Below are 14,336 nucleotides of genomic sequence, written 5' to 3' on the forward strand. Positions count from 1 at the left end.
TGCTTGGACGATATACACGCATATCTTATTGTATATGATTCTATGTCGTTTGAGAAGGCAGGTGATCTGTGATTTGACGAAGCAAACGTTTTTAAAGGGAACCATCATTTTAATTTTAGCAGGTTTTATCACAAGAATATTGGGTTTTGTCAATCGAATTGTCATTGCAAGGTTCATTGGCGAAGAAGGGGTCGGGCTTTATATGATGGCGGCACCTACCTTTTTTCTCGCTGTGACGCTTACACAATTCGGACTGCCTGTCGCTATTAGTAAGCTTGTTGCAGAAGCCGAAGCCCGGGGTGACAAACAGAAAACAAAACGTATTCTGGTCATGTCCCTTGCCATAACAGGATCACTCAGCCTGATTTTCACGCCTCTGTTTTTATGGTTTGCACCCATTATGGCAGAAAATATGCTGACAGATCCTCGAACAGTCTATCCACTACTAGCCATTACACCTGTCGTACCTGTCATCGCCATTTCCAGTGTGTTAAGAGGATATTTTCAAGGCAGACAGCAAATGAGTCCGCTTGCGATTTCTCAAGTACTGGAACAGGTCGCAAGAATTTCTCTCGTGGCGGTATGTACAACAGCTTTCCTTCCTTATGGGATTGAATATGCAGCCGCAGGTGCAATGGTTTCATCTGTCATTGGAGAGATGATTTCACTTGCTTACTTATTGATCGCCTTTCGCTATAAAAAGACCATTCGTATTCGAAAACGATTTTTCAAGGCGATTCATGACGGGAAGGATACGTTTAAGCAGCTGATGAGTATTGCCCTGCCAACAACAGGCAGCCGTTTCATCGGGAATATTTCTTGGTTTTTAGAACCAATCGTTGTCGCCCAAAGTCTTGCCATTGCTGGATATGCGGCTGTAGAGGCGACAAGACAGTACGGGGAGTTGACTGGTCTTGCACTGACTCTGTTGACACTGCCTAGTTTTATTACGTATTCACTCTCCACTGCATTAGTTCCGGCGATCAGTGAAGGAATGGAACAGAATAAACGGAAAACGGTTGAATACCGGCTGAAGCAGGCGATGCGCCTTTGTTTACTCAGCGGAGGCATTTCCTGTATCATTCTTTTCGTTTATGCAGAAGATTTAACGCTCTTTATGTATGGTTCGTCGCATGCGGCCATTTACGTGAAGTTCATGGCACCATTTTTTCTTTTATATTATTTTCAGGGACCCCTTCAAGCCGTTCTTCAGGCGTTGAACTTAGCTGGTGCGGCGATGACCAACAGTCTGATAGGTGCTGTTGTGAAAACAGGGATGATTTTTGTCCTTGCTTCACAGCCGGGCTTTGGCATAATGGGCGCTGCGCTTGCCATATTAATTGGCATCATCCTTGTCACGCTGCTCCATGCGGCAACTGTTGGTAAGGTGCTTCCTATTCATTTACCGTTAAAGGAATATGGGATATGCGTTGTTGTGATCATCGGTACGGGGGCTGTCAGTCTTTGGCTGAAGTCACAAGTAAACGGACTCTTTTCTGCTCCTATTGAACTTGTGCTGCTGATTTTTGTTACATGCACCTTGTATGTCATTCTATTAATCTGCCTTGGACTAGTGAAACGAGAAGAGCTGCGCCGCATCCCGATCATTGGAAAGCTGATATAGCTCATCTCTTTTTAATCACTTCATCCTTCAAATCAATATAAAACGTTTTTTGATTAAAGCTGCAGTAGGAGATGTCCTCAATAACATGATAGCCTCTTTTCGCAAGCTCATCTTTCAGCCATTGTTCATTTTGATTGATTTGCTTAAGATGGTCATGCTGCACAACACCGTCTGCAATAAGGGGAAGCTCAAGCGCTGCATGTTTGCGCTTGTTTTCTTTTTCAACAACAGCGAGCTTTCCAGACGGCTCTAAAATGGCGTAAGAGACATCCTGAATGCTGTCGATGTTATTTTCTCTTAATTGAATGAGCAGGTCATCAAAATTGTATCGCTGTTTTCTCATTGCACCCTCGTCTATTTTTCCATTGATGATAAGCAGGGCCGGTTTGCCGTCAAGAAAGCGCCGGACACCTTGGAATTTCAATGAGAGGTAGGCAAGTGTGATTTGAATGATGGTTAACAGCAGGATTGGCCATACCGTATGTAACATGTGATCCTCTATTTCTTCTATGGCGAGAACCGCAATCTCAGCAATCATCATAAAAATGACTAGATCTAAAATGCTCAGCTCGCCAATTTCCCTTTTTCCCATTAACCGAAAAATAAACCAAATGAGAAAATATAAAATGATGGTTCTCATGGAGATGATGAAGATGTCCTGCATGTGATGTAACCCCTCCTTCTCCAACATAGCTTGTGTCAAAACGCTTTATTTATGTAGAAAAGAAACGTCTGAAACATGTCTATTTTTTCTTCACAGTGAATACATTTTAGTAAAAGACAAGCTTCGGTCAATTGGAGAGGAGACGAATCACATGCAAGAAACAAAACAAATCGGAAAAGGGATTTTATCCGGCTTAATTGCCATTTTTGTCGTGATGATTGTCACAAGTTTACTTGTGTCGCTCATGCTGACATTCACAAGTATGCAGGAAGCATCGTTTAAATGGATGATCATGATTTTTTCCTTTGTTGCGCTTTTATTAGGAGGGATTATTTCTGGAGGAAAAGCAAAGGAGCGAGGCTGGTTTATTGGTGCGATCACTTCGATCATCTTTTCTCTCACAGTATTCTTATTTCAATATTTAGGGTTTGGAGAAACCTTTTCACCAGAGCAGTTCATCTATCATGCGTCATTTTTAGGGATTTGTATGCTGGGAGGAATGATTGGCGTCAATCTTCGAGGCAAATAAAAAAAGAGCGGATCATTTCGCTCTTTTTTTATGGCTATGTATCGGAGGATTAGCCTTTGTCAGCTAATTCTCTAATAGCACGACGATCGAAAGTTAAACGGTTGTTTTCACTTGTTTTGATGACCACTTTTGATTCATCAATTGAGTCGATTTCACCGTGTAAACCACCGATTGTGACGATTTTATCGCCTTTTGATAAAGATTGCTGCATCTGACGCACAGCTTTCTGTTGCTTTTGCTGTGGACGGATTAACAAGAAGTAAAGCACAGCAAACATGACAACAATCATAATGATTGAACCCATACCACCATCCATTCTATTTCACCCCTTTCTAAAGCATTGTAAAGCCTTTCGTTTATGCGTTAAAAGTTTTTCGCATTCGGTTTGTTAAAGCCATAACGCTCAAAAAACTCTTCTCTAAAATCACCTAAACGATCCTCACGGATAGCTTCTCTCACTTGCTCCATTAATTTTAACAGAAAATGAAGATTATGATAAGTTGTTAATCGAATTCCGAACGTTTCATTTGTTCGGATTAAATGTCTGATATAGGCGCGTGTGTAGTTTTTACATGTATAGCAGTCACAGTTTTCATCGATTGGTCTAAAGTCACGCTCATATTTTGCATTTTTCACAACTAGACGACCTTCACTTGTCATTAAGGTACCGTTTCTTGCAATTCGCGTTGGCAGTACGCAGTCAAACATATCTACACCGCGTATGGCGCCGTCAATTAAAGAATCTGGTGAGCCGACCCCCATTAAGTACCTTGGTTTGTCTGCTGGTAAAAATGGTGTTGTGAACTCAAGTACACGATTCATTACATCTTTTGGTTCTCCAACAGATAAGCCGCCGATGGCGTAGCCTGGGAAATCAAGCGAAACAAGATCTTTTGCACTTTGTTTTCGAAGCTCTTCGTATTCTCCGCCTTGGACAATCCCAAACAGTCCTTGATCTTCTGGACGCTGGTGCGCTGTTAGACAGCGCTCTGCCCATCTGCTTGTCCGCTCCACAGACCGCTTCATGTAATCGTATTCTGCTGGATACGGCGGGCATTCATCAAATGCCATCATAATATCAGAGCCAAGTGCATTTTGGATGTCCATGGCTTTTTCAGGAGATAGGAACAGCTTGTCTCCGTTTAAGTGATTACGGAAGTGAACGCCTTCTTCTTCAATTTTTCTAAATTCACTCAATGAGAAAACTTGGAATCCGCCTGAATCCGTTAAAATCGCTCGATCCCAGTTCATAAATTTGTGCAGACCGCCTGCTTCTTTTACAATATCGTGACCCGGACGGAGCCATAGGTGGTACGTATTGCTTAAAATGATGCCTGCATCCATTGCCTTTAATTCTTCAGGCGCCATTGTTTTCACTGTAGCCAGTGTACCTACTGGCATAAATACAGGTGTTTCAAAAGAGCCGTGCGGTGTATGAACACGGCCAAGACGTGCACCTGTTTGTTTGCATGATTTAATGAACTCATAACGTATCGGTAATTGCGACAAAAATGAGCCCTCCTGTCTTTGTTGTATGATGTTATTGAATCAGCATGGCATCGCCAAAGCTGAAGAATCGGTATTCCTCTTTCACAGCCTCATTGTACGCTTTTAGTACGTGCTCTCGTCCAGCTAATGCGCTGACAAGCATAATTAACGAAGATTTTGGCAGATGGAAATTTGTGATCATGCCATCGATTGCCTTGAATGTGTAGCCGGGGTAAATAAAGATCGACGTCCAGCCGCTTGACGCTTTGAATTCACCGTCATGTGCACTTGCAATGGTTTCAAGCGTTCTTGTTGACGTTGTGCCAACTGAAATGATCCGCCCGCCTTCCTTGCGAACACGATTGAGCTCTTCAGCTGTTTCTTCATTCATTTCATAGAACTCAGCGTGCATTTCATGTTCTTCAATTCGTTCTGCACTCACCGGACGAAACGTACCCAGCCCTACATGTAACGTAATAAAGGCAATGTGTACACCCTTCGCTTTCAATTCATCCAGCAGCTCGGTTGTAAAGTGTAAACCGGCAGTTGGCGCAGCAGCGGAGCCAACCTCTTTAGAATACACGGTTTGATAGCGCTCACGGTCGTCAAGCTGCTCTTTGATATATGGAGGCAGCGGCATTTCACCAAGGGATTCGAGCACTTCATAAAAAATGCCTGTATACTGGAACTCGACTTTTCTTCCGCCATGTTCCATTTCCTCTGTACATACCGCTTGAAGCCGTCCATCACCAAATGTGATAACTGTTCCTTTTTTTACTCGTTTGGCTGGTTTCACAAGAGTTTCCCAGTGATCGCCTTCTTCTTGTTTCAATAGAAGAAGTTCAACTTTGGCACCTGTATCCTCTTTCATACCAAACAAACGTGCAGGCAGAACGCGGGTATTGTTCAGAACGAGACAATCACCCTTTTGAAAATAATCAGTGATTTGCGAGAATGTATCATGTGTAATTGCACCTGTTTGTTTATTTAAGACCATCAGTCTTGATGCATCTCGTTTTTCAAGCGGCACTTGTGCAATCAATCTTTCTGGTAAATCAAAATCAAATAGTTCTAGCTTCATTTCCTTCACCTATTCTGTAGTTAACTAGTTAACGTTATTTCATCCGTCCAAAGATATTAAGTAATATGGTTAGCACGATGCTAATGACAATGCATGTGATGACAGGAAAAAAGAACGTGACATTTCCTTTTTTCACAAAAATATCACCTGGAAGCTTACCAACCAATTGAAACACTAACCCTGCGGCAAAAAGGACACCACCTAAAATCATTAATATTTTAGGGAATTCAGTCACGAATCGGAACCTCCATTTGAAAATGTTCATACGCTTCTCTTGTGACGACCCGTCCTCTTGGTGTTCTTTGCAGAAAACCAATTTGCAGTAAATACGGTTCGTACACATCTTCAATCGTATGTGATTCTTCTCCAATTGTCGCTGAGATCGTATCAAGCCCAACAGGACCGCCTCTAAATTTTTCAATCATACTTAAAAGCAGCTTATGGTCTATATGATCGAGGCCAAGCCTGTCGACTTGAAGACGCTCAAGGGCATCTTCCGCAATGTCCTCGGTAATGACATGATTCCCAAGCACCTGCGCAAAATCTCTTACTCTTCTGAGCAAACGATTGGCAACCCTCGGCGTTCCTCTGGAACGTCTCGCGATCTCTTCAGCTGAGCGAATATCGATGCCAATCTCAAACAGTTCGGCTGTTCTCGCCACAATATGAGCCAAATCTCTTTGCTCATAGTATTCCAATCTTGCATGTACCCCAAACCTGTCACGAAGCGGCGCAGTTAAAAGCCCGACACGGGTCGTTGCACCTACAAGTGTAAATGGCGGTAAATCAAGCCGGACAGAGCGTGCTGTATCTCCTTTTCCAATGACGATATCTAAACAAAAATCCTCCATTGCTGGATACAGTACTTCCTCAATTGAGCGCTGCAAACGATGAATTTCATCAATAAACAATACATCACCTGGCTCAAGAGATGTTAAGATGGCCGCCAAATCGCCAGGACGTTCAATCGCTGGTCCTGACGTTGTACGCAGCTGAACATTCATTTCATTGGCAATGATCGATGCAAGCGTTGTTTTCCCAAGTCCAGGCGGTCCGTATAAAAGGACGTGATCGAGCGTTTCCTGCCTCATGCGGGCAGCTTCAATAAACACGCTCAGGTTATCCTTTACTTTTTGCTGACCGATATATTGACTAAGTGTCTGTGGCCGCAGACTTTGCTCAATGGCTGATTCATGGTTGTCTGCTTCAGTTGAGACGAGCCGTTCATCCATGAGACATCACCCTATTTCAACATTTTTTGTAAAGCTTTTTTCACATATTGATCGGTTGTAAGATTCTTTTCTTCTTTTAATAGCGGAAGAACCTTTTTGATTTCACGATCACCGTATCCAAGGACACTTAAGGCTTCAAGCGCTTCATCTAATGCAGTTTGCTGCGTCTCGACCTGAATGTGATCCTCGTGATTAAATAAGTTGCCAATCATTTCTGGCACCACATCTGCAAGCTTGCCTTTTAGATCCAGTATGATTTGACGTGCTGTTTTTTTGCCGACACCAGGGAATTTAATCAGGAACGCTTCATCTTCACGTTCTATCGCTGAAATGACAGCTCCAGGATCACCGGAAGCAAGGATGGCGAGTGCCCCTTTTGGACCTATCCCTGTGACATTTAACAGTTTTGTGAACAACGCTTTTTCTTCTCGTGTTTGAAATCCGTATAACGAAAATGCGTCTTCCTTTATGTAATGGTACGTATAAATCGTTTCTTGTTTGTTTACTTGATAGATAAACGGGTTTGGGGTATAGACTTGATATCCCACTCCTCCGTTTTCAATGACAACATATTGCGGGCACACATAATCAATGGTCCCTTTTACAAACTCTATCACCGTTTTCACCTCTTTGACTGTTCTTCATTGTAACATAAATCGAAGAGAAAACCGCAATAAAAGTTAACATACGTTCGCTCAGTAGATTTTTATGATGAAACCACGAAAAACAGCTTGCGGCCTTCACACCAGCAAGCTGTTCACACGCTTTAAAACGATATTTCATTTCGATAAGGCTTCATGACTTCAAGCACATGCTCAAATTCATCCTTTGTTCGAAAAGGAATGCCTTGCTCAAGCTGCTCCTCCACATGACTTTCTAAACGGGACGTATCAATTTGAAAAAAGAGATGAATAGGCTCCGTCCAGCCGTCAGGCCTTCCATGAAACGTAGAAATCACACCGTCCTCCGATAATCCGATATATCCATTCGCTTTACTTAATGGAGAAATATCATCAATTTGCTTTCTAAAAAGGGCAAAATCCTCTTTCTGTTCTACCAGTGTCCAGCCTTTATACTGCGCCCAAAATGTGTCCTTGTCTTCTAATGATGCCCGGTGTCTTTCAATACTCACATCGCCGTCTAGATAGACTTTTTCAAGCTGGACGGTGATAGAGTTTGACTGCTTTTGCAAGTGTTCTTTTCCTTCCATATCTGCAGCGAAAAAAAGCACACTTGTCATGATAAGTCCTGTAACGAAACATTTCATCTTCACTTTCACTATTTACACCTCTTTAGAACATGAGATCGATGCATGACATATGTAGTTTGACCCATTTTTCTAAACATTAACCAAATCGATGACTCAAATATCTTTTAAGAGTCTTTCGTTGTATCCTTCTTTCGTAAATGTTATGTTTTATACAATCCATTGCTTTATCGAATGACACGGTTTTTTCATCATTCGTTTTTCAGCCGCATAAACTGAAACCAAAGAAGGTGAAGTCAATGTCAGATGTTAAAAGATTAGCCGAATCGATTCAATATCATGAAGATAAACGCTTTCATAAGCTTGCCTTTAAACCGGCAGAGCTGGAGCTGTGCGGCAAAGGAAGAAGTGCCTATGTGTTTTCATATAAAAAGGATGGCAGGAAAATGGCACTAAAAGTCTTTTTCCCTTCTTATCAGCATATTGCGCGCAAAGAGGCTGCCATTTACGAAAAACTTTCTGGTTCGTCTTACTACCCTGAGATTTATGAGTCTGGGGATCAGTATATTTTAATGGAATATATTAAAGGCTACACATTCTACGAATGCCTTACAAAAGGGATTCCTATTAAAAAACAAATGATTGAACAAGTCGATGATGCGCTGGAGGAAGCGCGCGAGAAAGGATTGAATCCTTCTGATATCCATCTTCGCAATCTGATCTTAACAAAGGAAGGCCGGATCAGAGTTATTGACGTTGCCCGTTTCACCCAAACGAAAACATGTCACCAATGGGATGATTTAAAAGCAGCCTACACCTATTATCAAAAGCCTTTTTTCCCTAAAAAAGCACCGCGTCTGTGGCTTGAAGTCATTGCATATATGTATAAAAAGAACTGGCTGTCCCGCGGTCAGCTTAATAATCGAAATGATTTCTCTGCATAAGGAAAGCCGCTCTCTCTGAGCGGCTTTTGTTTTATTCTGTTTCTACATGGATACTATTAACATTTAATAGGTTAATGATTTCATTATTCAGCTTAAACCAATGATTGGCTTCTTCAATTTTCTTATACACATCATAGGTAGCTGGACGTTTTAGCTCGAAATCAAGCACTTCCCCATTGTTCATATGAAATGTTACCTTAAATACTTTCATCATAAGATCACCTTCCACTCTTCTTGTTCGCTGGTCAAATAGATCAGCTCTTTTCATTCATTCTCTATTCAAATCGTTTCCCCTCCTTATTTCCATTCAAACCCAAGAAGTTTAAATTTTGTTTAAATTCACACAACATATCTATCACGCTCATCTGCAAAGAGGTATATTAATTAAAAAGGAGGCTGCCCTTGATGAAACAGAAGAAAAAACGAACATCTCCAGAAAGACAAACAGTCTTTTTTCATGTAACAGATGCCCTCATTCCGAGTATGGAGACGATGGCAATTGCAGCAAAGGCATTTTTTCACCTTTTAAGAAAAGCCTTTTCAGCCGTTTCATAAAACCCCGCACAACATCGTGCGAGGTTCTTTTTTTAGGGCTGATAAATTTGACTTCCTTGACTGATAAACTCCTTCGCCTTCTTTTCCATCTCTTTTTTCACTTCTTCAGATTGATTGCGAATATCATGAGAAATTTTCATACTGCAAAACTTCGGTCCGCACATCGAGCAAAAGTGAGCGGTCTTAGCGCCTTCAGCAGGTAATGTTTCATCATGGAACGCCAAAGCTCTTTCTGGATCAAGTGACAGGTGGAATTGATCCCGCCATCTAAATTCAAATCTCGCTTTCGATAAAGCATCATCACGCTTTTGAGCAGCTGGATGTCCCTTTGCTAGATCAGCGGCATGTGCGGCAATTTTATAGGCAATTACGCCTTCTCTCACATCTTCTTTGTTCGGCAGACCTAAATGCTCTTTTGGCGTGACATAGCATAGCATCGCTGTTCCATACCAGCCGATCATGGCAGCACCGATAGCGGATGTAATGTGATCATATCCAGGCGCGATATCTGTTGTAAGAGGCCCTAATGTATAAAATGGTGCTTCCTTGCAAATATCCATTTGCTTGTCCACATTCTCTTTGATTTTATCCATTGGGACATGTCCAGGGCCTTCAATCATCACTTGCACATCATGTTTCCAAGCGATCTCTGTTAATTCCCCTAGCGTTTCCAGCTCTGCAAACTGCGCTTCATCATTGGCATCCGCAATCGAACCAGGTCTAAGTCCATCTCCAAGTGAAAAGGCGATATCATACGTTTTCATAATCTCACATATCTCTTCAAAGTGCGTATAGAGGAAATTCTCTTGATGATGAGCAAGACACCATCTTGCCATAATCGCACCGCCTCTTGACACAATTCCAGTCACCCGATCAACTGTCATCGGAATATATCTTAATAGCACGCCCGCATGAATCGTAAAGTAGTCTACACCTTGCTCCGCTTGTTCAATTAATGTGTCCCTATACACTTCCCACGTCAAATCTTCTGCTACTCCATTCACTTTTTCAAGGGCCTGATAGATAGGAACGGTTCCTACTGGGACTGGGCAATTCCGAATGATCCATTCTCTCGTTGTATGAATATCCTTTCCAGTAGACAGATCCATCATTGTATCTGCCCCCCATCTGATCGCCCATGTCATTTTTTCAACCTCTTCGTCAATGGATGATGTTACAGCTGAATTGCCGATATTCGCATTGATTTTGACATGAAAATTCCTTCCGATAATCATTGGTTCACTTTCAGGATGGTTAATATTCGAAGGAATAACGGCTCTTCCGCTCGCTACTTCCTCTCTTACAAACTCAGGGCTTAACTCTTCTCTTATTGCGATAAACTCCATTTCAGGCGTAATGATGCCTCTTTTTGCATAATGCATTTGCGTCACACAGGCGCCTTGTTTTGCGCTGAGCGGCATATGATGAAAATCAGTCTGGATAGAATGAATCGATTCATTCCCCTTTGAACGGTATCCGTTATCTTCCGGTTTTACATGACGCCCTTCATAGCTTTCTGTATCTCCTCTTTCTTCGATCCACGCTGCTCTAAGACGCTTTAACCCCTTTGTAACATCAATATGAACGTTCTCATCGGTGTACGGTCCACTCGTATCGTACACACGGACAGGTTCATTTTGAATATCACCCGCCTCTGTCACAGTATGAGAGAGCGTAATCTCCCTTTTGGGCACTAAGATATCGGGTCTTGATCCTTTCTCATACACCTTTCGGCTGCCGTCAAAGCTAGTTAATAATGATTGGTTGGATGGGACGCTTTTCATTTCTTTCATTTGCTGTTCTCTCCTTTTCTTCTTGTCACAGGACAGGATGGAATCAGCACCAGCAAAAAACCAGGCTCTATGTTAAGAACCTGGTTTCGTCGTCAGAAAAAAACATGTATATCATTGATATGATACATGCATCATCTTCAACTTCCCCACGCTGGTACGAGCCAGATCAGGTCCAAAGGGTTAAGAAGCTAAACTTCTCTCTCAGCCCATTTTGCGGGCACCCCTAGTCACTTTTATTGATTTCCACATCAGTGTAGCATAGAGATATCATGAAAAAAAGAACTTTTAGGAAAATAGTTCCTTTCCCCTATAAGTTTCACAGGACATGACGATATACAAACTTCTATACACGATTTGTCTTTCTTATTTCCATTAAATCTGAAATAATCATTGATCCTTTCCTCCTATTATGTATAATTAATCTAAACGGAGAATTTTTATACATTTTATTTTTCAAAGGAAGTTCTAGTCGATTGCAAACATTTCTAACATTTATCGCCATAGGATTCTCAATTGCTCTACCTGTTGGAGCAATCACGGTTGAAATGACAAAACAGGGGTTAAAAAACGGATTCTTTCATGGTTTAACTGTAGGAGCAGGCGGCATGACCATAGACCTGTTACTTATCTTGGCATTATATGCTGGATTTGCTCAGTTTTTATCTTTGCCGTTTGTTCAAATCCCTCTCTGGCTGATCGGAGCCATATTCTTAATGATTCTTGCATACGATTCCATTAAAAATGCCGATCAAGATATCCATTTAGCAGGAGAAAAGGTCAATAAATCATTTGCAAAAACATATCGAAACGGCTTGCTCGTGGCGGTATCTCCTGGAAATCTTGTGTTCTGGGTTTCTGTGTTTGGTGCTGTACTGGCAGATGCTTATACAAAAACAGATTCGTCTGAATTTATACTTGCTGCCGGCGGGATTCTGGCAGGGATTCTCCTACATGACATCGGGCTTCTCACACTTGTATCTTTAACAAGGAAAGTGATGAATCGGACGATGATCAAGTGGACTTCTATTATTGCTGGTATTTTATTACTAGGGTTTGGCTGCTATTTCTTTTACGAATTTTATATAGGCATCAAGGTTTATTTTTAAAAAAAGGCTAAAGTTCATGATGAACTTTAGCCTTTTTGATGTCAAACTATCGGGTCATACCTGTTTGACCTGTTTCAAATTGTGTTCTTCTCATATCTCTAAAGCGTGTAAAAGCTCCTTCGTCTTTGATGACTTGGACTGCTCTTCCATCTGCATAACGAGTCGCCGCTTCTTCGACTTGTGATATACCTTCCGACGTCAGGTGTCCATCTGATTTAATGGCAATATACACATTCTCATCCGTCACCATAACTTGTGAGTCTGTCACGTGGTTCATTTTATTGACACGGTTGGCAATTTTTCTTGAACGCTGGATATTCTCTTGTTTATCGTAGCCAGAGAACGACATTTGGTTATGGTAGTTCATATCTCCATGACTGTAGCGTCCATCTCCACCTGTGAGAGGCATTCGATCACCCGTTTGAGGACGTGTACGGTAATCAACATTCGTTGTATTTCTACCGTTCATCCCCTCCATGAGTTCAGAAACTGGCCCCTGATGATCCTGATCGTTATCGTCCGCTCGTTGATTTGAATGATAACCAACCGGCTGCCCTGATTGATTATGACGTGTATCTACACCTGCATTGTTATTTGTACCACATGCCGTTAAACCAATAGGTAGAAGCACTAATGCGATTGTTTTTTGCCATTTTTGTTGCAAACGAAAAACCCCCTGTACAAATTCAATCTCATGAGCGCGAAACAGGCTCTGTTTTAGCATGTACAGTTAGGAAGAAAATCAAGCTGTCAGTTATAAACAAAAAAAGGAACGATTGAGATCGTTCCTTCTGTCATTAATCTTCTTCGTCTTCCTCCGGCCTTGCAAAAACGGATTGACCTGGATATGGCTGCATATAAGGCTGAGCTGGATAAGCCCCCATCTGGCCATAAGGAACAGGATTCGGATAATGTCCTGGCCAAGGCTGATGATGCTTCAAGCCATCATCACATCCGCAGTCTTCCTTACCGTATGCTGCATTTGAAACGTTTGGATAAAAGCCTTGATTTGCGTTGGCATTTGCATTGGCGTTTGGATGCGCATGGTGATGCCAGTGATGTCCGTCGTTTGCATGATGCTCATGATTTTCTCCGTAGTAAGCAGGCGCTTGATACGCAGGATAATACGGCTGAGCCGGGTATGGATATGGCATCATGTGATGGTGATAATAAGGCTGGATAGGATAACATAGGCCTGATCCCGGTAAAATTGGTGATGCCGGCACCATTTGATGCGGATATGGATACATCGCCGGCATGTAATGACCATGACCATAACCAAAATAAGGATCATATGGTTCATGATGATGATGCTGGTGATGATGCTCGTTATTTTCAGCCACTCCTCCTACTGCTGCCCCTCCCACATTTGGCATTTGCGGGAAGTTAGGAAGATTGGGGTAATTGCCATGCTCCATGTCTTTTCCCTCCTCTTTTTGATGCGGAATATGAATAAACGGGTCATATCCCTTTGCCACTTCATCTTTTAGATGATCCTTATTTTCATAATGAAAATGGTCCTTGTTATCTTTATGGTCTTTATTTTCATGATGAAAATGGTCCTTGTGATCCTTTTTGTCATGAACATGATCTTTCTTCTCATGAACGTGATCTTTTTTGGGAGGAGGCGTGAATGGCTGGTAGAGATTCGTCTGATAATAGTTCACATCGACTTGCGGAAAAACTGGCTGTTCGATCTTTGGCACAGGCGGTACATAAGGTACCGGTTCATTTGGTTTTTCCTTCGGCTTCGTATCTTGCACTTGCACGACATCTTTTGGTTTTTCTTTCACATACGGATGTTCTTTCGTTTTTGGCATTTCTTTTGCTTTGTGATGTTCTGTCTTCACAGGAACACCACTAGATGGAATCTTAATCTTCATACCCGGCATAATCAGATCTGGATTACTGAGCTGTGAATTTAGTTTTTTCAATTCTTGAAAGTCGACTCCGTATTTCTTTGAAATTTTCCAAAGGGAGTCTCCCTTTTGCACAATATGAATTTTCAACGTTTTCCCCTCCTATGCAAAACGTGAACGTAACGGTTATGTCAGAAGTACAATATGTTTCAACATAAATTTATGCCTATTTACAAGCCGATATGATAAAAACT

Annotated in this window: 17 protein-coding genes and 1 riboswitch; of the genes, 5 read left to right on the top strand and 12 right to left on the bottom strand. The window is 41.8% G+C overall.

The genetic code is table 11. The annotated features are described in order from the left end of the window. Positions 1-73: 73 nt before the first annotated feature. The gene (spoVB, locus tag AKG37_RS02880; protein WP_060697482.1) at positions 74-1,624 is read left to right on the top strand and encodes a stage V sporulation protein B; all 1,551 of its coding nucleotides are present in this window, start codon (positions 74-76) and stop codon (positions 1,622-1,624) included. 1 nt (position 1,625) lies between these two features. Here spoVB and AKG37_RS02885 read toward each other — a convergent pair whose 3' ends face one another. Then, a complete protein-coding gene (locus tag AKG37_RS02885; protein WP_060697483.1) occupies positions 1,626-2,288 on the bottom strand; it encodes a DUF421 domain-containing protein in 663 nt (220 codons plus the stop codon). A gap of 151 nt (positions 2,289-2,439) precedes the next feature. Between AKG37_RS02885 and AKG37_RS02890 the strand changes: the two genes are divergently transcribed. After that, positions 2,440-2,817, top strand: a complete 378-nt coding sequence (locus AKG37_RS02890) for a TIGR04086 family membrane protein (protein WP_060697484.1) — start codon at positions 2,440-2,442, stop codon at positions 2,815-2,817. Positions 2,818-2,866: 49 nt separating this feature from the next. Here AKG37_RS02890 and yajC read toward each other — a convergent pair whose 3' ends face one another. The 7 genes from yajC to AKG37_RS02925 all read right to left on the bottom strand — a co-directional run bounded on the left by yajC (position 2,867) and on the right by AKG37_RS02925 (position 7,885). Beyond that, positions 2,867-3,133 (bottom strand): preprotein translocase subunit YajC, encoded by a 267-nt coding sequence (gene yajC / locus AKG37_RS02895; RefSeq protein ID WP_008360993.1) that lies wholly within the window; start codon positions 3,131-3,133, stop codon positions 2,867-2,869. A gap of 47 nt (positions 3,134-3,180) precedes the next feature. Next, on the bottom strand, positions 3,181-4,326 hold the full coding sequence (tgt, locus tag AKG37_RS02900; protein WP_060697485.1) for a tRNA guanosine(34) transglycosylase Tgt: 1,146 nt from the start codon (positions 4,324-4,326) through the stop codon (positions 3,181-3,183). Between the two features lie 31 nt (positions 4,327-4,357). Then, positions 4,358-5,386 carry a tRNA preQ1(34) S-adenosylmethionine ribosyltransferase-isomerase QueA gene (gene queA, locus AKG37_RS02905; protein WP_060697486.1) on the bottom strand — a complete coding sequence of 343 codons (1,029 nt, stop codon included), beginning with the start codon at positions 5,384-5,386 and terminating at the stop codon, positions 4,358-4,360. A gap of 34 nt (positions 5,387-5,420) precedes the next feature. Beyond that, a complete protein-coding gene (locus AKG37_RS02910; RefSeq protein ID WP_012010741.1) occupies positions 5,421-5,621 on the bottom strand; it encodes a DUF2905 domain-containing protein in 201 nt (66 codons plus the stop codon). Beyond that, complete coding sequence (ruvB, locus tag AKG37_RS02915) at positions 5,614-6,618, bottom strand: Holliday junction branch migration DNA helicase RuvB (protein ID WP_060697487.1); 1,005 nt, start codon at positions 6,616-6,618, stop codon at positions 5,614-5,616. The genes AKG37_RS02910 and ruvB overlap by 8 nt, the downstream gene beginning before the upstream one ends. A gap of 11 nt (positions 6,619-6,629) precedes the next feature. Then, positions 6,630-7,235 (bottom strand): Holliday junction branch migration protein RuvA, encoded by a 606-nt coding sequence (gene ruvA / locus AKG37_RS02920; RefSeq protein WP_060697488.1) that lies wholly within the window; start codon positions 7,233-7,235, stop codon positions 6,630-6,632. A gap of 149 nt (positions 7,236-7,384) precedes the next feature. After that, positions 7,385-7,885 carry an intercompartmental signaling factor BofC gene (locus AKG37_RS02925; protein WP_077233683.1) on the bottom strand — a complete coding sequence of 167 codons (501 nt, stop codon included), beginning with the start codon at positions 7,883-7,885 and terminating at the stop codon, positions 7,385-7,387. 239 nt (positions 7,886-8,124) lie between these two features. Between AKG37_RS02925 and AKG37_RS02930 the strand changes: the two genes are divergently transcribed. Then, positions 8,125-8,769: a serine/threonine protein kinase gene (locus tag AKG37_RS02930; protein ID WP_060697490.1), complete on the top strand. Its 645-nt coding sequence runs from the start codon at positions 8,125-8,127 to the stop codon at positions 8,767-8,769. A gap of 31 nt (positions 8,770-8,800) precedes the next feature. Here the strand turns inward: AKG37_RS02930 and AKG37_RS02935 are convergent, their stop codons facing one another. Beyond that, positions 8,801-8,983 carry a hypothetical protein gene (locus AKG37_RS02935; RefSeq protein WP_008342761.1) on the bottom strand — a complete coding sequence of 61 codons (183 nt, stop codon included), beginning with the start codon at positions 8,981-8,983 and terminating at the stop codon, positions 8,801-8,803. Between the two features lie 191 nt (positions 8,984-9,174). On the opposite strand from AKG37_RS02935, the gene AKG37_RS18970 reads away from it, so the two are divergent. After that, positions 9,175-9,324, top strand: coding sequence for a hypothetical protein (locus AKG37_RS18970; RefSeq protein ID WP_162838471.1), 150 nt, complete (start codon positions 9,175-9,177; stop codon positions 9,322-9,324). A gap of 32 nt (positions 9,325-9,356) precedes the next feature. On the opposite strand, the gene thiC is transcribed toward AKG37_RS18970, so the two are convergent. Further along, entirely contained in the window at positions 9,357-11,117 is a 1,761-nt protein-coding gene (gene thiC, locus AKG37_RS02940; protein WP_060697491.1) for a phosphomethylpyrimidine synthase ThiC, read from the bottom strand. A gap of 126 nt (positions 11,118-11,243) precedes the next feature. Next, positions 11,244-11,352: riboswitch (TPP riboswitch) on the bottom strand. Positions 11,353-11,590: 238 nt separating this feature from the next. On the opposite strand from thiC, the gene AKG37_RS02945 reads away from it, so the two are divergent. Further along, positions 11,591-12,223: a LysE family transporter gene (locus AKG37_RS02945; RefSeq protein ID WP_060697492.1), complete on the top strand. Its 633-nt coding sequence runs from the start codon at positions 11,591-11,593 to the stop codon at positions 12,221-12,223. A 46-nt stretch (positions 12,224-12,269) separates the two neighbouring features. Here the strand turns inward: AKG37_RS02945 and AKG37_RS02950 are convergent, their stop codons facing one another. Together AKG37_RS02950 and safA are read right to left on the bottom strand one after the other, a co-directional pair. Continuing rightward, the gene (locus AKG37_RS02950; RefSeq protein WP_060697493.1) at positions 12,270-12,887 is read right to left on the bottom strand and encodes a YhcN/YlaJ family sporulation lipoprotein; all 618 of its coding nucleotides are present in this window, start codon (positions 12,885-12,887) and stop codon (positions 12,270-12,272) included. A 133-nt stretch (positions 12,888-13,020) separates the two neighbouring features. Then, on the bottom strand, positions 13,021-14,232 hold the full coding sequence (safA, locus tag AKG37_RS19260) for a SafA/ExsA family spore coat assembly protein (RefSeq protein ID WP_060697494.1): 1,212 nt from the start codon (positions 14,230-14,232) through the stop codon (positions 13,021-13,023). Between the last annotated feature and the right edge of the window lie 104 nt (positions 14,233-14,336).

It is taken from the genome of Bacillus australimaris (genome assembly GCF_001307105.1).
Lineage (GTDB): Bacteria > Bacillota > Bacilli > Bacillales > Bacillaceae > Bacillus > Bacillus australimaris.